Raw genomic sequence first — 21047 nt, forward strand, 5'->3', positions numbered from 1 at the left:
CCAAGCCACAACGACAACAGCAACAGGCCGCGCGGCGCTCCGCATGCCGGGGCAACTGCGGCCCCTGCTGGATCCGGCCATCGCCGGTCTGCTCCAGGCTTCACCGCACGCCTTGCGTGACTGGATCGAGCACTACGGATCGCCGCTGAACGTAGTGTTTCCGGATCGGCTCAAGCAGAACGTCGAAGCGTTCCGCACGGTCCTGCAGCGGCACGGCGTGGGCTATGCGCTGTTCTACGGCGCCAAGGTCAACAAGTCGCCCGGGCTGGTACGGGCGGCGGTGGAGGCCGGGATCGGTGTCGACGTATCGAGCCTCTATGAGATGCGCGACGCGCTGCTGGCCGGTGCCAAACCCGAACGGCTGTGCGCCACCGGCCCAGCCAAGACGCGCGCCTTCCACACCACGCTCATCGACAACGGCGCGCTGATCTCGGTCGATTCCGTGGCCGAGCTGGACGACCTCGAACACCTCGCCCGCCAGATGGCGCCCCGCCAACCGGTGCGCGTGCTGTTGCGCTACCGGCCGGAGTCTGCTGCCGCCAGCCGCTTCGGCATGGGCGCCGACGACTTGCTGGCGTGCCTGCGACGGCTGGCCGGACAGCGGGCGGTCTTCGCGTTCGAGGGTTTCCATTTCCACCTCGGCGGCTACGGCGTCGAGTCGCGCGCGCAGGCCGTGCGAGAAGTGGCGCGCTTCATCGATGCAGCGCGCAGCCTTGGGCTTGCACCACGCATGCTCGACATCGGCGGCGGCCTGCCGATCCGCTATGTCGAAGCGGATGCCTATGAGGCTTTCCTGCGCGCGCAGACAGGCGCCGACTACCGCAACGGCACCGTGCCCACGTCGCTCTATCCGTACGGCGGCCGCATCGATGCCTGCACGTGGCTGGAGCGATTCCTCTCGGCACCATGCGTGGACGGCCTGTCCGTCGCCAGCTACCTCAAGGCAAACGACCTGACGCTGGCGATCGAACCCGGCCGCAGCCTCGCTGACCAGACCGCCATCTCGCTCTTCCGCGTCACGCGCGTCAAGCCATTGGCCTCGGGCGATCACGTGGTGTTTGTCGAAGGCAGCAGCTTCAGCGCGTGCGAGACGTGGTTCGCCTCGGAGTACCTGGTCGACCCGATCGTTGTGCCGGCCCCGCATTCGAACATGCGAGCAAACGTTGGCGCCATGCCCATGCGCGCCTACCTCGCTGGCCACAGCTGCCTGGACGACGACGTGCTCACCAACCGCCTGATCGATTTCCCCCACGGCGTGCGCGCGGGCGACCTGCTGGTCTACGCGAACACCGCCGGCTACCAGATGGACCTGCTGGAAAACCAGTTTCACCGCCACCCCATGCCGCGCCGGATCGCCGTGGCGTTTCTCGCCACGGGCGGCATGACGGTTTCCCCTGACGATCGATTGGAGTCAACGACATGATTCTGACCAAAGTGACCGAACTGATCGGCAACACGCCGATTCTCAGTATTGCCGTACCCGCCAAAGACACCCGGCTGCTGCTCAAGATCGAGAAGAACAACCCGGGGGGCAGCATCAAGGACCGCATGGCCCGCAACATGGTGGTGGCCGCAATCAAGGCGGGCCGCCTCAAGCCGGGCGGCGTGATCGTCGAATCGTCGTCGGGCAACACCGGCATCGGGCTGGCGATTGCGGCGGTGGAGTTCGGCATGCGCTTCATTGCCGTGGTGGACCATCACGCCGCGCAGGACAAGATTGCCGTGATGCGCGCACTTGGCGCCGAGATCCGCTACGTGGAAGGCAGCTTCCGCGAAGACGAGGTGGCCGTGGTCGAGCGCCAGCGTCTGGCGGCCGAGCTTGCTGGACAGGTGCCCGGCGCGGTGTTCATGAACCAGTCGGACAACGCGGCCAATGCGGGCGGATATTCCGACTTCGTGCGCGAGGTCATCGCCGAGGTGGGCGAGGTCGATGCGTATGTGGGCTGCGTCGGAACGGGCGGCTCGATGACGGGCATCGCACGCGGGCTCAAGGTCCACAACCCGAACACCAAGACCATTGCGGTGGAGCCGGACGGCTCGATCGTGTTCGGCCAGCCGGGGCATCCGTACTACCAGTCCGGCACCGGCACGCCCGACGGCGACACCGTGGGTCTGGTGCTCGACTACAGCTGTATCGACCTGGGCGTGCAGGTGCCAGACGCCTGCGCGTTCGAGACGGCGCGCTACCTGGCCAAGCGCACCGGCCTGCTGGTGGGCGGCTCGACCGGCGGCGTGGTCTACAAGGCGCTGGAGTTCATCCACAGCGGGCTGATCCGCGGCAACGTGCTGGCGGCAGTGGCCGACGGCGGCGAGAAATACCTGCACACCGTCTTCAGCGAAGACTGGCTGCGCGAGCGCAACCTGCTCAATGCGCAGGTGTGGGACCAGCTCGACCGCTGGCTCGCGCAGGAGAACACCGAGGCGCAAACCACGGACATGTCGCGCGAGATGCCGCGACTGCATGCGGTATGACGGCCATGGAGACCTTGAACGTGGTCGTCTGCGGTGGCGGGCGCACGGGGCATCTGTCGGCGGTGCTGTTCAGGCAGGTGCCGGGCGTGCGCGTGTCGCTGCTGACCGGCAACGTGGAAGCCGTGGCCGCTTACCAGGAGCACGGCGCCCTCACCGCGCGCATGCCGGATGGCGATGACTTGCGCACGGCCCTCGATGCCTTCGGCAGCGACCCGGCGCCGCTCCTGGCCGATGCGGATGTCGTCGTCATCACCGTGCCGGCGCATGTCCGGCCGGCGTTGCTCGACGCCATTGCGCCGCATCTGCCCGCGCACAAGCCGGTGTACGTCGGCGCCATCCCCGGGTTCTGCGGCTTCGACTGGCTGGCCGAGCGCGCGCTGGCCGCGCGGCCGAACGCTGTCATCTGGGGCATGAAGGATGTCGCCCACACCGCGTTCGAACTGGAGCCCGGCGTGTCGGTACGCATGGGCGGCGCGAAGAGCGCGCTCTATGTCGCCACGCATGCGCGGGAGAGCGATGCGGCGCGCGCCGCGCTGCTGGCGCATCTGCGGCGGCTGTACACGTCGTCCGTCGAACTGCTGGACGACTACCTGGAAATCACGCTCACGCCCGGCAACCCGATCATGCATAGCTCCGTCATCTATGGACTGATCGGCCCCTATGGCCAGTGGCACAACAGAGCGTTCGCGCAACGCCTGTGCTGGTGGACGGATTGCCCGGAACTTGGCGCCTACTTCCTGGAACGCAGCGACGAGGAAAGCCAACGCCTGTGCCAGGCCATCGAGCAGCGCCTGGGCGTGGACCTGTCGTCGGTCAAGCCGCTCAAGCAGGAAATCATCGAGGCGTATGCGGAGCAGATTGCGGACCACGGCACGATGCTCTCGGTCCTGCGCACCAACCGTGCCTACGACGCCATCGAAGCACCACTGGTGCCGGCGGGCGATCGGCCCGGCTACGTCATCGACAAGACCCACCGCGCCTTCCACGAAGACGTGGCCTACGGCTTGTCGCTGCTGGTGGAAATGGGCAAACGCCTGGAAGTGCCGCTGCCGCACATCGAAGCGATCTTTCACTGGAGCGTCACCTACATGGAAGGGCTGCGCAGCTCCGCGCTCGACTACTTCCCCGCGACCTGGCCGCACCGGCAGGCCGCCTGAAACCGAATCGGATCGAACCCATGCAACCGTCTCTCTCGCTTCTGCAACCCGATCATGCGTTCTATGTCGGACGGCATGAACAGGCTCTCGCCGCCGCCCGGCACAACGCGCTGCGGCGCCTCGTGCGCTGCCTGTTCGCCGAGCGGATCATCAACCCCGACACGCTGGTCTTTCCGCCGGAAGGGCGCGGCGCGTGGCTGCCGCTGTGGCACCGGCATGCGCTGGTGTTCTTCAGCGACCTCACACGCGCCCCGGCCAACACCTTCCTGCTGGATGGCGACATCACCCTGGTCGAACGCGATGGCACCCGCACGCACATCGACACACCCGCTCAACTGCTCGATGTACTGCGCCCCGGCTTCGACTTTGCGCCCAGCGATGCCGGCGTCGACGGTTTGAAGGCCGACATCGCCAACAGCATCGACAACGACGCGCTGGCCCGCATCTATCGAGACGCCTGGAACGCCGAGCTGCAAGCGCACATCGACGCAACCGGCGCGCATGGGCTGGTCGACACCCTGCGCCGCCAGCCGCGTGCGCGCGACGGCGCCATCCTGCTCGACCAATGGGGCTCGCTGGAGGGCCACCCGTTCTATCCAACCTGGAAGAGCAAACCCGATCTCAACCCGAGCGAGGTGGCGGCGCTATCTCCCGAGTTTCACGCCACGGTGCCGGTACGCATCGCAGCCCTACGTGCCGACATGGCCTACGTGGAGCGCATGCCCCACGTCAGCGGCTATCTCGACTGGTTCGCGGGGCAATTCCCTCAAGTGTGGACGCAATGGCAGGCCGGCCTGGAAGCGCGCGGGCTCGATCCGCAAGCCTGGCTACCCCTGCCCATCCACAGCTGGCACCTCGACCACTTCGTGCGCACCGAATACGCCGCCGAGATCGAAGAAGGTCTCCTGATCCTCGACGGCCCGGACATCGACACCGGGCCGACCATGTCCTTCCGCACCATGCTGCCGCAGCTGGACGGCACAGCGCCGTTCATCAAGCTGCCGATCGCGCTGTGGCTGACCAGCGAGCAGCGCAGCCTGCAGGCCAAATCGATCCACATGGGGCCGCGCATCAGCACGCTCATCCAGCGCATCCTGGCCGACGAGCATGGTTTCGATGGCACGCTGGAGATCTTTCCCGAAGAGGTCGCGCTCCACTACAAGCACGCGGTGCGGCAGGAAGACCGGCCGGGCCGCTACCTGTCGGTCGCCTACCGCGCCAGCAGGGACGCGTTCGAACGTAGCGACGGCCTGTTCCCCGTGACGGTGGCGGCGCTGCTGACAACGGCACCCGGCGGCCGCCCGCTCATTGCCGAGCTGATCGAGCAAGGCAACGGCGTGGCGACGGCGCAGACGGTGGAAACCTACTTCCGACAATATGCTCGTACCGTCGCGCATCCGGTCATCGGCATCTATCTGCTCTACGGCATCGCACTGGAAGCGCATCAGCAGAACACCACCGTGCTGTTCGCGCCGGACGGCACCCCGCGCCGCCTGCTGATCCGCGACTTTGGCGACGGGCGCACTTACGCGCCGCTGCTCAACGCGCGCGGCCACACGCTCAAACCGTACGTGCACCCCGGCATCCTGCCGACCGTGTTCGACGGCGACATCGAACCGGTGCGCGCCTTCGTGCTCGACGCTTGCTTCTTCTGCCACCTGCACGAGGTCGCATTGCTGCTCACACAGACCTACCGCCTGCCCGACCATCGCCTGTGGGCCATCCTGCGCGAAGAGACCGCCCGCGCCTTCGATGCCCACGCAGCACGCGTCGACCCGGCGCTGTGGCAGGCCGAACGCGCCGCCTTCCTGGAGCAGCCGTGGCCGACGCGTTCCGTCCTGCGCATGCACCTGCTGCAGTACGCGGACTACCGGCTGCAGCACCACCTGCCCAATCCGCTGCTGCCCGCCGCCCGCGAGGCTTGAGCGATGACGGCAGCCCTCCTGCCCCCGGCACGCGCCGCGCGGCTGATCCACGCGCTCTTCGTCATCCAGCTCATCTCGATGGGCGCAATGGAGATGAGCGGGCCGTTCTGGCCGGTGCACCTGAAGACGCACAGCACGTCCGCGCTGGAGTTCGGCATTGCCAGCGTGGCGGTCTATATTGGCCCGATGCTTGGCATCATGCTGACCGCCGCGTTCTGGGGCCGCGTGGGCGACCGTTTCGGCCACAAGCTGATGATGGTGCGGGCGCTGCTCGGGCTGTCGCTCACGCAGCTGGCGCTGGCCTTCGCGACCGACGTGTGGATGATCCTCGCGCTGCGCTGCATCCAGGGGGCTTGCGCCGGCTATATCGCGCCAGCGCAGACGTACGGCGTCAGCGTCGAATCGCCGCTGCGCAGGGCACGCCTGTTCGCCTATTTGCAGGTGTCGACCAATCTGGGCTCGCTGGTGGGCGCGGTGGCGGGCGGGCTGATCCTCGACCATGCGACGTTCTTCTGGATCAACCTGATCGCTGCGGTGCTGTGCGCCGGCTGCGCGCTGATGGTGGCATTGATGTTGCCCGATGTGCGCACGGTCAAGCCCGCAACATCAGACGCGGCGGCGCCTGCACGCACCTCGCTCTGGAAGTCGCCGCCCATCCCCGGCTTGCTGGCCGTGATCGGGCTGCTGCTGGTCAGCCGCACGATCACGCAGACGCCGTTCTCGCTCTATGTCGATACCGTCTTCCGTGTCGGCAACTGGCTGGTGGGGCTGTGCTACGGCTTGCAGGCGCTGGGCTTCGTCGTGTCCGCATCGCTGTGGGCACGCCACTTTGAGGACAAACCGCTGGCCGAGGCGCTGCGACGCATCACGTGCGTCGCGCTGGCCTGCGCCGCGCTGACCCTGGCGGCAGGACTCACGCGCAACGTAGCCGTCTTCATCGTCATCCACTACGCCTGGGGCGTGCTGCTGGGGGCAACCACGCCGGTGCTGATGTCGCTGGTCTCGCGCGCGGCGGGTGCACAGCGGCAGGGCCACACCCTGGGCGCGGCGCAGAGCGTGACGCAGGTTTCGTCCATCACCGGCATTGCGCTGGGTGGGTGGCTCAGCCAAGCGGCCGGCCTGCAGTACACGTACTTCTTTGTGGCGGTGGCGTATGCGCTATCGGTGGCCGGCATTCTCGCCGTCCGGCGCGAAGACGGCATCGCCGCGCGTGCAGAAGCCCCTGCCGGCCAATCGTGACCCGGTATCCAACGCTTCATCCATCGAGGTAGCCATGCTCGACCTTGTCCAACTGCGCGCCGACACGCCTGGCGCCGATGAGCTGATCCACTTCAACAACGCCGGCGCCAGCCTGATGCCGCGCGTGGTGCTCGACACCGTCATCGGGCACCTGCAGCGCGAGGCGGTGCTGGGGGGTTACGAAGCCGCTGCCGCGGCCGGCCACCGCCTGGAAAACGTCTATGCCTCCATCGCCCGGCTGCTCAACGCGCGGCCGGAAGAAATTGCCGTGGTGGAAAACGCCACGCGTGCGTGGGACATGGCCTTCTATTCGCTGCCGCTGCGGGCCGGCGACGTGATCCTGACCTCCGCCACCGAATACGCCGGCAACTACATCCCCTATCTGCAACTGCAGCGGCAGCGCGGCATCGAGGTGCGCGTCATTCCCAATGACACCGCCGGGCAAATTTCGGTGAACGCGCTGCAAACCATGCTGGCGGACCGGCGCGTGCGGCTGATCTCGCTGCCGATCATCGCCACCAATGGCGGGCCGGTGCAGCCGGTGGAGATCATCGGCGCACTGGCGCGGGCGGCGGGCGTGTGGTTCCTGCTCGACGCATGCCAGGGCGTCGGCCAGTTGCCGATCGACGTGCAGAAGATCGGCTGCCACATCCTCTCGGCCACCAGCCGCAAGTACTTGCGCGGCCCGCGCGGCGTCGGCTTCCTCTACGTGGAGCGCACGCTGTGCGAGCAACTGGAGCCGGCCTTCCTCGATCTGCACGCAGCCACGCTGCAGACGCCAGAGCACTTCGAGATCCGCCCCGGCGCGCGCCGCTTCGAGAACTGGGAATGCAACGTCGCCGCCAAGCTCGGGCTGGGCGCGGCCGTCGACTATGCGCTGGCGATCGGCATCGCGCCCATGTGGGCCCGCATCCGCGCACTGGCGCACGAACTGCGCAGCCGGCTGGCGCGCATCCACGGGGTGACGCTGTGCGACACCGGCGCCATCAAGTCGGGCATCGTCACGTTCGCGCTCGATGGCTGCGCCCCCACGGCGGTGGAGCGCGCGCTGGCCATGCAGACACGGCGCATCAACGTCTCGCGCTCAACGCGCCGCTCGACGATGCTCGACATGCAGGCGCGCGGGCTGCAGGAGGTGGTGCGCGTGTCGGTGCACGCCTACAACACCGAAGACGAAATCGACGCGCTGGTCAACGCCGTCAAGAGCTTCGCGCGGGAGATGGCCGATGCACGCTGAGCGGTCGTACTGCGTGGCGCTGCGGCCCGCTGCGTTCTTCGTGCCGTCGGAAGAAGTGGATGCCGGCGCAGTGCACCGGCTGGCGGCCGGCATCGCGCACGCCGGCGTGTGGACTACGCCGATCCCCATCGAGCGCGGCACCGGCATCGTGATGGACGGCAACCACCGCATCCGCGCCGCGGCGTTGCTGGGCCTGCATCATCTGCCCTGCGTGCTGCTGGACTATGCGGACCCGCGCGTGTCGGTCACGCATTGGCGAACGGGCGCACCGTTCTGCGTCGACAGCATCTGGCGATGCATCCTCGCGGACCGCGGCCTGTTCCCATACAAGACCACGCGCCACCGCTTCGCGCCCGCGCTGCCGAGCACAGAGATTCCGCTGGCGGTGCTGGGCGCCAGGCAAGCTGCGGCGGCGCTGGTGGCGTAGCCGCGCCTGCTCAAGCAGCCAGCGCGGTGCGCGCCTTGCGCTCGATATCCGGCAGGAACACCGTCAGCAATCCGATCAGCGGCAGGAATGAGCACAGGTGGTAGACGTGGTAGATGTCGGTGGCATCGGCCAGCTTGCCGAGCACCGCCGCGCCGATGCCACCGAGCCCGAACGCGAACCCGAAGAACAGCCCCGACACCATCCCCACCTTGCCGGGAATCAGCTCCTGCGCATACACGAGGATGGCCGAGAACGCCGAGGCCAGCACCAGCCCGATGATGACCGTCAGCACGGCCGTCCAGAACAGGTTGGCATACGGCAGCAGCAGCGTGAACGGCGCCACGCCCAGGATCGACACCCAGATCACGACCTTGCGCCCGAGGCGGTCCCCAATCGGCCCGCCCGCGATCGTGCCCGCCGCCACCGAGAACAGGAAGAGGAACAGGAACAACTGCGACGCCTGCGCCGACAGGTGGAACTTGGTGATCAGGTAGAACGTGTAATAGCTGTTCAGGCTCGCCAGGTAGAAGTACTTGGAGAACAGCAGCACCACCAGCAGCGTCATCGCAAACGCCACCTGGCGGACCGACAGTTTGACGGTAGCGTGCGCGCGGCCGCCTGCCTTGCGGCCATGGCCGGCAGCGCGCTCGCGCTTGTACCAGCCGCCCACGCGAACCAGCACGACGATGGCGATGAGCGCGGCAATCGAGAACCACGCCAGGCTGTGCTGCCCATACGGCATGATGATGGCCGCGGCAAGCAGCGGGCCCATCGCGCTGCCCGCGTTGCCGCCCACCTGGAACAACGACTGCGCCAGCCCATGACGCCCGCCCGAGGCCATGCGCGCCACCCGCGACGATTCCGGATGGAAGATCGACGAGCCCGTGCCCACCAGCGCCGCCGCCAACAGCAGCGTGCCGAAGTTGGGCGCCACCGACATCAGCACCAGCCCCACCAGCGTGAAGCCCATGCCCACCGACAGCGAATACGGCTTCGGATGCTTGTCGGTATAGAGCCCCACCATCGGCTGCAGCAGCGAGGCGGTGATCTGGTAAGTGAGCGTGATCAGCCCGATCTGCGTGAAATCGAGATGGAAGTTGCCCTTGAGCAGCGGATAGATCGCCAGGATCAACGACTGCATCATGTCGTTGAGAAAGTGCGCGAAGCTGATGGCGCCGATCACGCCAAAGCCGGTCTTCTCGGCATGCGCGCTTGCGGGCGCCGCGGCCGTGCCGTTTGCGGTGGTGTTCATGGTGGTCGAAGGATCGATTGGGAGGAGCGAAGAAGCGCTCCATCATGCGCCAATCCTGGGCAGGCGTGATGCCGCAAATTCGACAATGATTAGCGTGAACCGGACAAATTGCTGATCGGGCAAACGACACAGCCAAGGCGCGCTTTGCGACTCGATTTCACCGCTGATCGCCCGCAAACCCGCATGAAATCTGCCTCGGCAGATGGCTAACCTGTTAGCCATATTCGCACGGCGGGCTCCTCCGTTCGTAGCATGGTTCGCGAGGAGACGCTTTCTATACTCGCCTGCATGAACCGCTGCGCGGCGCACTGTGCCGATGCAGGCGGCAAGACGGACCCGGTGCGCCCGGCACGTGAAGCGCACAACGATCCGCCGCCCGAACCGGCAATGCGCGCCACCGACGCGTCACGCCGGACGATGACGGGAGGGGAGCATGACCGTTTTGCGAACGGGAACGATCTGCCGCGTGGTGGGAGACCTCTTCTACCAGGTGTTGCTCGACGATGATGTGGTCTGCTGCTTCGTCACATCCGAAGCCGTGGACGTGACCGCCGATGTCGCCGCCCCAACCGGCCCGCTGCCCAAGGCACCGTTTCCCGTGTACCGGCCCTCGGCTCGCTGACGTCTCTCGGTCAGCGAGTTATTGCGCGCCCCTCGTCCCGTAGGGCGCGCTCTTTTCTGCCGATGCCGTCAGCGCCCGGGCGCTGGCGGTGTCACCACCGAACCAATCAAACCTGCGTCGGTCAGCTCGCGCTTCAGATAGGCGTACAGCACCGGCGCGGCAATCACCCCACCCACGCCAAACAGCGCTTCCATCACGATCAGCGCCAGGATCAGCTCCCAGGCACGCGCGTCGATACGGCTGCCGATGATGCGCGCGTTCACGAAGTATTCCAGCTTGTGCACGATCACCATGAAGACGAGCGAGGCCACCGCCAGCTCCAGCGACACCGTCACGCTCATCAGCACCACGGCGGTGTTGGAGATCAGGTTGCCCGCCACCGGAATCAGCCCGGCCACGAAGGTGAGCAGGACCAGCGACTTGGAATACGGCACATGCTGGCCGAACAGCGGCAATGCGCCCATCAGGTAGATCGCGCACAGCGCGGTGTTGAGCGCGGAAATCTTGACCTGGGCAAACACCACCGCCTCGAAGGCGGCGGAGAGCCGGTGCAGCCGTTCCAGCAGTGCGGCGGACAGCGGCCGGTGCGTGGCCGGGTCCGGTGCGTCCGACCACGCCACCATGGCGCCCAGGATCAGCCCGACCAGCGCCATCGCACTGGCGCGCAGCCCATCGATACTGATCGTCGAGACCTGGTGGCTATGCTCCTTGAGCATGTCGACCAGACGCACGCGCAGCTCGGTGACCGACTGCGGAATGGCATCGGCAATCGACGCCGGCAGCGACGCGCGCAGGTTGTCCAGCACGTCGGCAATGCGCAGCAGCATGCCGTCGACACCGTGGCCGTGCTCCACCAGCCGGCCGATGCCGAGGCCGATGGCCAGCAGGATCAGCGCGGCGATCAGGAACACGCCCAGTACGGCAATCGATTTGGCGCTTTTGGACAGCGTGCGGCGCGCACGCAGCCGGCGCTCGATGCTGCGCGCGAGCGCATAGACCAGGAAACCGGCGATGGCCGCCGGCAGCAGGTGCAGCCACAGCACCGCCGCGATCATGGCCGCTACCAGCACGTAGCTGATGGCGTTGATCGTGCGCGAAGGCGAGGTTTGGGGAAGCTTCGTCATGAGAACAGGCTGGCGGCGATGTTGATGGAGAGCGCGAGGATGCTCGTATTGAAGAAGAACGACAGCAACGACTGTCCCAGCACCGCCCGACGCATGGCGCGCGAGCGGATGCTGACATCGGCCGTCTGGCTGGCGACCGCGATGGTAAAGGAGAAGTAAAGGAAATCCCAATAATCCGGCGTGATCTGCTCGTCAGGAAACTTCAGCGGCGGCTCGCCGGCAGCGTGGTAATACAGATGCGCGTAGTGCACGGTGAACATCATCGGCACCATCAGCCAGGCGCCCACCACCGTCACACCGGTCAGGATGTAGTGCGAAGTCTGCGCATGCCCAGCGGCCTTGGCCGTCGCCAGCTCGAACACGATGGCCACCATGCTGGCGATCACACCCACGCACACACCGGCCAGCACGGCGGCCGCGCCCGTATCTTCCCGGCGGGCGATGGCCTGGATGCGGCGCGGGTTGGCGCGCAGCATCATCACCGCGGCCAGCAGCAGGTAGGCCCACACCGCCACATCCCAGCCCAGCAGGATGCGCGCCAGGCGGCTGCCGTGCACGGGCGCCAGCGCCCCTGCCACCGTCCCCAGGGCGAGCGCCGCCAGCAGGCGCGGGCGCGCCGCCAGCAGGCGCGGGCGCGCCGCCACGAAACGCCGGATCGCGGTCGGTTGGATGGGTTCAGCCTGCTGGTCCACGGATGCCCTTGTCGTCTGCCACGGCCCGCAATACTGGCCGCCGAGGCAACATGGTAGCCGCTCCCGGGCGATGGCGGCTTCACCCGCCAGTCAGGACGTGGTCAGGAGCGAGGCGAAGGAACGCTTGCAGCGCTCTTTGAGCTGTTCATGCGTCTGCAACTGCTCGGCGACGATGGTCGCATCGGGATACACGCGGCACATGCCGATCATCGCGCCCTCCAGCGAGGACTGCGAGCCGGCCTGGAACTGGAACTGTTCGAGCACCGTGTCGTCAGCGTCGCGCACCGTGATGAGGAAAGCACCGGGGGTGACCGTGGCGCAGCCGGCTAGGAGTACGGCCGCCAGCGCCAGCATGCTCAATGGACGCCAGACGTACCCCTGCCGCGGCACGCGCGTGTTCTGGCGACAGGGACGATGGGCACGAAGCATTTGCCTCTCCTGATGGCGGATAGTGATCAGATGCGTCAGCACCGTCCGGGTTCAGCGATGACGCGCGCGCCTTGCAGGGCTCGGTCGACCGCAGCGCGTCTCGCGGCGATGGTTGTCAGCCCGCAAGGGCCAGCACAAACAATGCGTTATTGGCGGCATGCAGCAGAATCGGCGCGATGAGCCCCTTGGTTCTGCGGACCAGCAAGCCGGCAATGATGGCGAGCATGAAATAGAAGAACGCCCGGCGCATGTCCTGATGCACTGCTGCAAACAGCACCGCCTGCCAGAAGTTCGCCCAGCCGAAGCTCAGGTGACGCGACAGTCCGCCCAAGATGCACCCACGAAAGACCAGCTCCTCGCAGATCGGTACGAGCACGCTCATCAGCAGCAACGCGAGCGGCACGCCGCCTAGCGCCTTGGCTCCCGAGATGATTGCGACCACCAAGGTGACACGCTGGTCGGCCCCGTTGGCCAGCGCGCCGTATCGGCCGCTGGCCAGGCCGATGGCCACAAGGCCCAGGCAGCACAACGCAGGTATGAACCACCGTAACTTCCAGCGGCCGCTGCCCAGCCACTCCCGCCATGACAAACGGGTCGCCACCCAGACCAGCCCCAGCGCACCGAGCCCCAAGGCCCACATCTGCGTGATCGCAAGCTGGCGCGACCATTCCGCCAACGGCGGGCCTGCAACCGGCAGCCCGCCCCCCACGTCCCGCCCGTACAGGATGATGGGCACCAGATACAGCGCCACAGCCAGCACGGCAAAGGCAAACCACGCGTGCCGCAGGCCAATGCGTGCGAACAGCGGCTCGCTCGGCTTGCCCAGGCGCACCCTGACCGTGCCACGGTAGTGCGCCGGAAACAGCAGGACGGCCGGCGACAGTACCAGCATCGCCGTGAAGGCAAGCAACCACCCCACCAGCGGCATCAGGTCCATCCGGAGGGCCTCCAGTGGGTCCATGCGCAGCAGCCGTGCATAGGCATAGCCCAGTGACTCGCTGGTCCCGGATTTGCGCACCCAATCTCCCAGCGCATCCGCCACCGCCTTGGTCGCGCCGGCATCGAACGCCACGTCCAGCCGCAGCTGGCGCATCTCGCCTGTCTCGTTGGCGCGGAAGGCGCTGTCAGCGGCTAGCAGGGCCTGGGCACCGGCAACATCGCCCGCGCGCCGCAATGCACGCGCTGCGGTATGCGCGTCGATCTTCAGGCCGGCCGCCCGCGCACGCTCCAGTTCGTCGCGGGCGGCATTGGCCGGCAGCAGTTCCGCGGCGGCCTTGATCCGCGTGCTTTCCTGCCACGCAAGTTTCGGGACCGGCGCCGCGCCCAGCAGCTTTGCGGCTTCGTCCGCGCGCTTGACCTTGACCAGGTAGCGCATGGCTGGGACCAGCCGGTCGCTGGCGGGATCAAACTTGACGGCCAGCAAAGCCTGCTCGCCGGAGCGAGGCTCATCCTTGTTGGCGGCATACGCGCGTGACAGCGCAGCGTGCAACCGCGCACGCTGTTCAGGCGCCCACGTCGACGCGCGCGCCAGCAAAGGCTCGCCATAAGCAACAGCGGCCTTGCCATACCGGGATTCGAGCAAATAGAGCTGCGCCTCCGGGCGAGACGCGTGCTGGCGCTCCAGCGTCGCCTTACATGCCTCCAGGTCCGTCGACGCGACATCGGCCCAAGTCGACTCCTCGGACCACGCAAAGCGCTGGATGAACCCGCACTGCGCCACCGCCAGCATGACGTCGTCCGCATGCTCCCGCCGGGCTTGCTCGTAAGCAGCAAGCACACGCGCATATCCGCTCTGCTCGGCATTGCGGACAACCTCGACCGACCGCTCCGGCGCCTTCAACTCGTCTAGGGACAAGCCGGCGGGCTCCGGCCCAACGTCATTCTGGGCACTGGCCAGGCTCCCGACCAGCAACAACATCACCCCGATACCGCGGCACAAGGCCGGCGTCATGCGCAGGCGACGAAGCCCTTCGAACAACCGCAGCGGCAGGCCTCTTACGCGGGAACGGACCGCATGGACCGACTGGCACATTGCAAACTCCCCTGAAACGGCATGGGGACGCTTCCACTCGCGCATCGGCAGTCGGCCCCCCTTGTTGGACTTGGGCGGGCATCATAAAAGGCCCGCCGGCAGGCGCCCATCCCTCATCACGGGGATTGGCGTGGAAAGCGCGCTGAAATCTTTTTATATCTGTTGTAGATGACAGCATCGCAGGCCGGCCGCGCGCGGCACGGCACGGGTACCATTCGCGCGCACCAATGAAAAACGCCCGCAGAAGCGGGCGTCTCAGGGGAGTGTGTAGGCGGCGCTCAGGCAGCGGCACCTTCGGTGTACGGATCGAACTTGCTACCGGCCTTGGCACCTTCGGTGTAGCTGTCGAACTTGCCGGCACGGGCCAGTGCACCTTCGGTGTACGGGTCGAACTTGCTGCCAGCCTTGGCGCCTTCCGTGTAGCTGTCGAACTTGCCGGCGCGGGCCAGGGCACCTTCGGTGTACGGATCGAACTTGCTGCCGGCCTTGGCGCCTTCGGTGTAGCTGTCGAACTTGCCGGCGCGGGCCAGGGCACCTTCGGTGTACGGGTCGAACTTGCTGCCAGCCTTGGCGCCTTCGGTGTAGCTGTCGAACTTGCCGGCGCGGGCCAGGGCGCCTTGGGTGTACGGGTCAAACTTGTCGCCAGCCTTGGCGCCTTCGGTGTACGGGTCAAACTTGCTGCCAGCCTTCGCGCCTTGGGTATAGACGTCGAAACGCTCGCCAGCCTTGGCGCCTTGGCCATAAACGTCGAATTTGGCGGCGGCCAGTGCCGGCACGGTGGCCAGGGCGATCAGGGCGGCGATCAGGGTGCGTTGGGCTTTCATGATGGATCCTCTTCGGTGTCAGGGGCAGCACGTCTGGCAGCAGTCCGATGACTTCCCTAGGACCCTTTTTTCGCTGCGGCGCCGCATTCGATGGACTCATCGTAGGACAGCCCGTTCCGACAATAAATGTCGCGACAGACAATTTATTATTGCGATTTCAGAAATTCAGGGAAAACCCGCGCCAGCGCTGGATTTGCGGCCTCCAGCAAGCGATCACAGCCGTTGAGAAATGAATCGCATGCACGACATTCCGACGCAGGCCCGCCGTGTACGCCTTACGAACACGGGCATTGGTGTGCGTTTGATGCGGCGCGGGAGAGCCTAACGATGCACTTGGGGCCGCCGGATCGACACGTCCACCGTGACGTGCTGGACGTCCGGCAAGTGGCGCAGCGCGTCGGCCACGTAGTCGATCTGCCGCGCGGAAGCGGCACAGCCCTGCAGGGTGATGAAGCGCCGCTGCACCGTAATCCACAGCGCGCTGTCACGCAGGCGCGGATCGTCGTGCAGCCGCTGTTGCGCAGCGGCGGCAATCTCGGGGTCGTATTCGTAGGCGCTGGCGTGGCGGCACTGGCCGGCGTGGTAGCAGCTGTTGCCGCGCTCGATGCGGTCGTGCGACTGGCCGAGCATCTGCGCCCTGGTCAAGAAGGGCCCCAGCGGCGTGGGGCAGCCTGGCGCGTCCTGGCTGATCTGGAGGAAGGGATCGTTGAACCAGTTGCGCAGCTCCGGGCCGCTTGCTCCGGCTGGGCTTGATGCCGATGGTGTTTGCGCAAAGGCTGCGAACGGCACCGCCGCGCACACTGCAATCTTCAGAAACAAATGCGCACCAGTCCGGCGCGGTGCCTGTGTCACACTCTGCGACATTCTGGGCTGGTGCCCGCTGCCAGCCGCTACACGATCCGCTTGCCTCGCCTTGACGAACATGAAACGCCTCTTTTCGGGATTGTCCCTGCTTGCCGCTGCGCTGCTCTCTGGTTGCGGCGTAGCCGCGGCGCCCTGCCGGGTCGCCTCGGCCGGCCTGAAGATGGTGCCGCTGGTCGGCCACGTTGCCGCCGCGCCGACGGATGCGTGCGCGGACATCATTGACTGATAGCGCTGCTTACAGCTCCCGCTGCATCAGTGCGATGTCCAACCACCGGTCAAACTTGTAGCCAACCTTGGTCAGCACCCCCACCTCGCGGAAGCCGCAGCGCGCGTGCAGGCGCATCGACCCGGGGTTCTCCTTGCCACCGCCGACCACGGCCACCATCTGCTTGAACCCGCGCGCCGTGCATTCGCGTACCAGCGCTTCCAGAAGCAGCGTGCCGACGCCCCGCCCCTGCGCGGCAGTATCCAGGTAGATCGAATCCTCCACCGTATTCCGGTAGGCCGGGCGGGCGCGGTGCGGGCCGGCGTAGGCGTAGCCGAGCAGTTCGCCGTCGGCCTCGGCCACAACGTAGGGCATGCCTGCGTCCTGCAGCGTTTGGAAACGGCGCGTCATTTCGGCCAGATCAGGCGGGTCGATCTCGAAGCTGGCGGTGCCGGTGCGCACGTTGTGGGCATAGATCAGGACGATCGCCGGCAGATCGACGAGGTTGGCGGGCCGGATGACGACGGCGTCAATGGCGGAAGCGGAAGCTGCAGAAACGGCGGCGGACGATGCGGAGGACATGGTGGTCAGCAGGAAGGCGCGCGACATGCGCAAGCAGGCGTGGCAACCATTGTCATGCCAAACACAGGCGATGCGCACGCCACTTGATCCCGCATCGTGACATGTCTATCGGACAACGCCGGAATGCGGTACCTTGGCAGCCGCACGCCGCCCCATGCCGCTGCGCTCTCTCATGCACGATCTCTTTCCCCTGATTGCCGAATACGGCGTGTTCGCTGTCTTTGCCAGCGTTTTCCTGACACAGGCCGGTGCCCCGCTGCCCGCGGTCCCGACCCTGCTGGTGGCCGGTGCGCTCAGCGCCACCGGCACCCTGCATTGGATGGAGCTGCTGCCTGCCGCCCTCACTGGCGCGCTGCTCGGCGATGCCATCTGGTACCTGGCGGGCCAGCGCTACGGGCGCCACGTGATGGCGCTGCTGTGCCGGCTGTCGCTGTCGCCGGATTCATGCGTGCGGCGCACGCGCTCGCAGTTCGAGCGCTGGGGCGCGCCGATGCTGCTGATCGCCAAGTTCGTGCCAGGGCTTTCGACGGTGTCGTCGGCGCTGCTGGGCACCACGCGCACGCCGTTCGGCACCTTCGCCTGGTACGACCTGCTCGGCTCGGCGCTGTGGGCGGGCGCCTGGATGCTGCTCGGCCGCTTCGCACACAACAGCATCGACCAGGCGCTCACGCAGCTTGATCAGCTCGGTTCGCAGGCCATTGTGCTGGTGATCGTGCTGATCGCCCTGTATGTGGCGGGGCGCTGGCTGCAGCGCTGGCGCTTTCGCAAGATGCTGGAGATGGCGCGCATCAGCCCCGACGAGCTGCATGCGCTGATCACATCGGGCTCGGCGCCGGTCATCATCGACGTGCGTGCCGACAGCTCGCGGCAGATGCAGCCGCAGCGCATTCCGGGTGCGATGCTCTACGACATGTCGAGCAAGGACAACGCCATCGAGATCGACGGCCCCGACCGCGAAATCATCATCTACTGCGCCTGCCCCAACGAGGCCTCCGCCGTGGTGCTGGCGCGCACGCTGATGGGCCGTGGCTTCAAGCGCGTGCGGCCGCTGCATGGCGGCATCGACGCGTGGGTCGCACGTGGCTATGGCGTGGAACATGTGGTGGCCGTCACGCCCGCCATGTTGGAGACAGCAGAGGCGATCGGGCATTGATGCCGGGCATTTGACGTTTGGCTACGGAGCTTGCAGCGCTCCGTTGACATTTGGCCGCCATCGCGCAAATTTCGTTTAAATCAGAAATAAACAAAACAAAATTCAACCTGAATGACGCGCATGCGCGTGCTACGGTTCAAACCATCGATCTGCACTGGTGCGCAACGGATTGCCCGCACGCCCTGAAGGGGGTTTAGCGCTAGGCCGGACGCCGCCACTGCATCGCCCCTCCCCTCTCGATGGAACTTGCCATGCGACGCGTCTTCTACCCACTGCTGGCTACAGCAGCGCTTTTCCTCCTGAACATCGGCCCTGCCACGGCGGCCCCCAAACCCGCTCCCTGCACAGGTTGCTACGCCATCTTCTTCGGCAACGGCATTGGCTACAGCGACGCGGCCTGGTGGGACAACGACCGCGAAGAGATCGCCCGCCTCATCGGCAACACCTACAACGGCAAGCGCATCGTCTACGGCAATGCGGTCAACCCAAGTGGTGACGACATGGCCTTCTTTCGTGCACTCCAGCAGAAGATCGCCGAGCAGCCCGGCGGCCTGCCGTGGGAACTGATCGCGCGCATAACGTTGCGCGTGCTGCCTCCGACCGACAACCCGCTCATCGAGGGCATGCGTGCATCGATCGATGATCTGGTGCGCAACACGTTTACGCCCAAGAACACCGATCGCACCTACATCGACGACCGCGTCATCAAGCAAGTGGCTGCCCTGCGCGAGGCCATCGTGACGAAGCAGCAGCGCGTGGTGCTGGTGGGGAACTCGCAGGGCACGCTGTACGCCAATTCAGACTACCGCCTGCTCGACAAGGACGCGGGCGTTCCCAAGGGGCGGCTGAAGCTGGCATCGATCGCGTCGGTGGCTGATTCGGTGGCAGGCAACGGCCGGTACGTCACGCTGAAGAATGACGATATGGTCAACTACGTACGCCTGCTGTTCTGGAACACGCTGCCCGGCAATATCTGGCAGCCAAGAAACCCGAAGGACGATCTGGGCCACGGTTTCGGCGCCACCTACATGGCCGAAAACACCCCCACACGGGCAGCGATCCGGGAGATGATCCAGGCTTCGCTGGGCGATCTGGCCGCGACCCCTTAACCCGTCCAACGAGGCGAATCTCATGCAGATGCGCTATGCACTGGCGGTGGCTGTCGGCGCGGTTGCTGTGGGGATCGTGATGTTCCTGGCGGCTTCGCACGAGCCATCGCAGCAACAGCCTGCGGAGGCGACCACAGCGCCATCGATCGTCGCGGCACGCACCGATACGCCGCAGCGCATGCTGCGCCCCCACATCGGCGCCGTGCCGGACGATACCGGAAAATTCGGCGTCAAATCGACCGACTTTGACGGCACCATCGCCGGCACCGACGCCAACCACAACGGTGTGCGTGACGACATCGAGCGCCACATCGCCAGCACCTATGCGGATGCAGGCCAGCGTGCCGCGATGATGCAGTTCGCGGCCGCGCAGCAAGCGGTGATCCTGCAAGGCACCACCCCGGAGGGCGCCGCCCAGGCCACCGAAGACCTACTGCAATCGCTGGCCTGCCTGCGTGAGCGCGTCGGCGCCAACTACGTCAATGCCAGCCGCGACGTGCTGGCCATGATGCTCAATACGGAAGATCGTTTCCGCGCGTATGCAGTGGCGAAAACCAACCAGGAGGGCCAGCTGTACTACGCCTATCAGGGCAGCCAACCCTGCGTTTGAGCGCGCCGCACAGAAGCGCGCGCAAAAACAAAAAGCGCACCTCTCGGTGCGCTCTCCCGTAAGTACGGCAAACATGCGGTGCGCCAGCCCCCCGGCTCGGACACCCCGCATCGGTCCGTGTGCATCCGCCCAAGGACGGATGTGGCGAAATGATCCCCGTTTGATCCCTTCTTCGCCAGTCGGACTTGACCCCCTTGTTATTCATTTGCAACGCTGCCGCATCAAACGTATGCGCGGCGAGCTCGCGTTGTGATTTCCCGTCCTTCTTTTGTGGCCTTGCGGCTGGCCATTTTTGCGTGGTACTCCTGCGTACTAACGGCAGCGTCGCGTCGAACTTTAGGCGCCGCCCCAATCGTCAGGCAAATGTATCGATCGCACCTTCGTGGCTGGAAACACGGCGCGGTGCCGCCGTCACCGTATCGGGGCGGTCTTGCGAGCCGCTGCTGCCATAACGACTGCCACTCCCCCCGTTGCCCGAACCGCTACCTTGGTTTTGCGCCGACGAGCCCTGCGATGCGTTCTGCTGCTGGCTGAAGTCGCCCGTGCTGACTGACGTTTGCGCAAGCTGCATCCCGCCTTGCTGCATGGCGTCGCGCAGGCGCGGCATGGCGTCCTGCACGAGTTCGGCCACGGCCTGGTGCTGGCAGACAAAGCTCGCGTTGACGGCGCCGTTGTCCACTTCCAGCTTGACGTGCATGCCGCCCAGTTCGGCCGGATTCAACTGCAGTTCGGCCGACGATTGGCGATGTACTTGCATGAAGGCGAGCTGGCTGGCCATGCTCTGCGGCCACGCGGCATCGCCAAAGGTGGGCAGCGTGTGGACTTGTTGCGGCGTGATCGATGCCCCAGCCGCTGCGCCTGCGTTGGCACCGCCCACCGCAAAGGTAGGCGCGGCCATGCCCGCGTCGCCAGTGGCGCGCGACAGCACGCCCTGGAACTGCATGCCGTTGCCCTGCGCGTTGGATTGCGTGCCAGAGTTATCGGTGTTGCCGGTGTTGCCACCATTGCTGGCGTGGCTGGTGGCATCGGTTACGGCGGCGGCGGCCGGTTGCGCGGGGGCGTTGTGTGCGCTCAGATCGCGGCGCGGCAGGC

The 21047-nt window shown here is 66.3% G+C and carries 21 protein-coding genes; 12 read left to right on the forward strand and 9 right to left on the reverse strand.

All coding sequences use genetic code 11. The features are described 5' to 3' along the window. The first annotated feature begins 43 nt into the window (after positions 1 to 43). Genes QZ609_RS06565 through QZ609_RS06595 form a run of 7 tightly spaced genes read left to right on the forward strand, consistent with a single transcriptional unit; the run spans position 44 to position 8457 of the window. The gene (locus QZ609_RS06565) at positions 44 to 1423 is read left to right on the forward strand and encodes a Y4yA family PLP-dependent enzyme (protein WP_295492416.1); all 1380 of its coding nucleotides are present in this window, start codon (positions 44 to 46) and stop codon (positions 1421 to 1423) included. Then, complete coding sequence (locus QZ609_RS06570) at positions 1420 to 2472, forward strand: cysteine synthase family protein (RefSeq protein WP_295492418.1); 1053 nt, start codon at positions 1420 to 1422, stop codon at positions 2470 to 2472. Before QZ609_RS06565 ends, QZ609_RS06570 begins: the two co-directional genes overlap by 4 nt. 5 nt (positions 2473 to 2477) lie before the next feature. Continuing rightward, positions 2478 to 3629 carry an NAD/NADP octopine/nopaline dehydrogenase family protein gene (locus QZ609_RS06575; protein ID WP_295492420.1) on the forward strand — a complete coding sequence of 384 codons (1152 nt, stop codon included), beginning with the start codon at positions 2478 to 2480 and terminating at the stop codon, positions 3627 to 3629. Between the two features lie 20 nt (positions 3630 to 3649). Further along, positions 3650 to 5554, forward strand: a complete 1905-nt coding sequence (locus QZ609_RS06580; protein ID WP_295492422.1) for an IucA/IucC family protein — start codon at positions 3650 to 3652, stop codon at positions 5552 to 5554. A gap of 3 nt (positions 5555 to 5557) precedes the next feature. Further along, complete coding sequence (locus QZ609_RS06585) at positions 5558 to 6793, forward strand: MFS transporter (RefSeq protein ID WP_295492424.1); 1236 nt, start codon at positions 5558 to 5560, stop codon at positions 6791 to 6793. 34 nt (positions 6794 to 6827) lie between these two features. Next, on the forward strand, positions 6828 to 8030 hold the full coding sequence (locus QZ609_RS06590) for an aminotransferase class V-fold PLP-dependent enzyme (RefSeq protein WP_295492426.1): 1203 nt from the start codon (positions 6828 to 6830) through the stop codon (positions 8028 to 8030). After that, positions 8020 to 8457 carry a transcriptional regulator gene (locus tag QZ609_RS06595; protein WP_295492428.1) on the forward strand — a complete coding sequence of 146 codons (438 nt, stop codon included), beginning with the start codon at positions 8020 to 8022 and terminating at the stop codon, positions 8455 to 8457. Before QZ609_RS06590 ends, QZ609_RS06595 begins: the two co-directional genes overlap by 11 nt. A gap of 10 nt (positions 8458 to 8467) precedes the next feature. On the opposite strand, the gene QZ609_RS06600 is transcribed toward QZ609_RS06595, so the two are convergent. Beyond that, on the reverse strand, positions 8468 to 9709 hold the full coding sequence (locus tag QZ609_RS06600; RefSeq protein WP_295492430.1) for an MFS transporter: 1242 nt from the start codon (positions 9707 to 9709) through the stop codon (positions 8468 to 8470). Positions 9710 to 10142: 433 nt separating this feature from the next. Here QZ609_RS06600 and QZ609_RS06605 point away from each other — a divergent pair, with 433 nt between their 5' ends. Then, positions 10143 to 10331: a hypothetical protein gene (locus tag QZ609_RS06605; protein WP_295492432.1), complete on the forward strand. Its 189-nt coding sequence runs from the start codon at positions 10143 to 10145 to the stop codon at positions 10329 to 10331. Between the two features lie 68 nt (positions 10332 to 10399). Here the strand turns inward: QZ609_RS06605 and QZ609_RS06610 are convergent, their stop codons facing one another. The 6 genes from QZ609_RS06610 to QZ609_RS06635 form a co-directional block, all read right to left on the reverse strand. Beyond that, positions 10400 to 11455 carry an AI-2E family transporter gene (locus tag QZ609_RS06610; RefSeq protein WP_295492434.1) on the reverse strand — a complete coding sequence of 352 codons (1056 nt, stop codon included), beginning with the start codon at positions 11453 to 11455 and terminating at the stop codon, positions 10400 to 10402. After that, positions 11452 to 12147: a DUF1345 domain-containing protein gene (locus QZ609_RS06615; protein ID WP_295492436.1), complete on the reverse strand. Its 696-nt coding sequence runs from the start codon at positions 12145 to 12147 to the stop codon at positions 11452 to 11454. Before QZ609_RS06615 ends, QZ609_RS06610 begins: the two co-directional genes overlap by 4 nt. A 90-nt stretch (positions 12148 to 12237) precedes the next feature. Continuing rightward, on the reverse strand, positions 12238 to 12501 hold the full coding sequence (locus tag QZ609_RS06620; protein WP_365901075.1) for a hypothetical protein: 264 nt from the start codon (positions 12499 to 12501) through the stop codon (positions 12238 to 12240). A 190-nt stretch (positions 12502 to 12691) separates the two neighbouring features. Beyond that, a complete protein-coding gene (locus tag QZ609_RS06625; RefSeq protein WP_295492440.1) occupies positions 12692 to 14608 on the reverse strand; it encodes a CPBP family glutamic-type intramembrane protease in 1917 nt (638 codons plus the stop codon). A gap of 278 nt (positions 14609 to 14886) precedes the next feature. Continuing rightward, positions 14887 to 15432, reverse strand: coding sequence for a hypothetical protein (locus tag QZ609_RS06630; protein ID WP_295492442.1), 546 nt, complete (start codon positions 15430 to 15432; stop codon positions 14887 to 14889). Positions 15433 to 15753: 321 nt separating this feature from the next. Further along, positions 15754 to 16077 carry a BON domain-containing protein gene (locus QZ609_RS06635; RefSeq protein WP_295492444.1) on the reverse strand — a complete coding sequence of 108 codons (324 nt, stop codon included), beginning with the start codon at positions 16075 to 16077 and terminating at the stop codon, positions 15754 to 15756. A gap of 277 nt (positions 16078 to 16354) precedes the next feature. On the opposite strand from QZ609_RS06635, the gene QZ609_RS06640 reads away from it, so the two are divergent. Further along, positions 16355 to 16522, forward strand: a complete 168-nt coding sequence (locus QZ609_RS06640) for a DUF6726 family protein (protein WP_365901077.1) — start codon at positions 16355 to 16357, stop codon at positions 16520 to 16522. Positions 16523 to 16531: 9 nt separating this feature from the next. Here QZ609_RS06640 and QZ609_RS06645 read toward each other — a convergent pair whose 3' ends face one another. Beyond that, entirely contained in the window at positions 16532 to 17083 is a 552-nt protein-coding gene (locus QZ609_RS06645; RefSeq protein WP_295492452.1) for a GNAT family N-acetyltransferase, read from the reverse strand. Positions 17084 to 17255: 172 nt separating this feature from the next. Between QZ609_RS06645 and QZ609_RS06650 the strand changes: the two genes are divergently transcribed. From QZ609_RS06650 to QZ609_RS06660, 3 genes are all read left to right on the forward strand, one after another. Next, the gene (locus QZ609_RS06650; protein WP_295492454.1) at positions 17256 to 18236 is read left to right on the forward strand and encodes a DedA family protein/thiosulfate sulfurtransferase GlpE; all 981 of its coding nucleotides are present in this window, start codon (positions 17256 to 17258) and stop codon (positions 18234 to 18236) included. 251 nt (positions 18237 to 18487) lie between these two features. Beyond that, positions 18488 to 19345 carry a hypothetical protein gene (locus QZ609_RS06655; RefSeq protein ID WP_295492446.1) on the forward strand — a complete coding sequence of 286 codons (858 nt, stop codon included), beginning with the start codon at positions 18488 to 18490 and terminating at the stop codon, positions 19343 to 19345. Positions 19346 to 19367: 22 nt separating this feature from the next. Beyond that, positions 19368 to 19955, forward strand: a complete 588-nt coding sequence (locus tag QZ609_RS06660) for a hypothetical protein (RefSeq protein ID WP_295492448.1) — start codon at positions 19368 to 19370, stop codon at positions 19953 to 19955. Positions 19956 to 20310: 355 nt separating this feature from the next. Here the strand turns inward: QZ609_RS06660 and QZ609_RS06665 are convergent. After that, on the reverse strand, positions 20311 to 21047 hold a 737-nt coding region (locus tag QZ609_RS06665; protein ID WP_295492450.1), incomplete at its 5' end, for a flagellar hook-length control protein FliK.

It is taken from the genome of uncultured Ralstonia sp., from assembly GCA_913056305.1.
GTDB lineage: Bacteria > Pseudomonadota > Gammaproteobacteria > Burkholderiales > Burkholderiaceae > Ralstonia.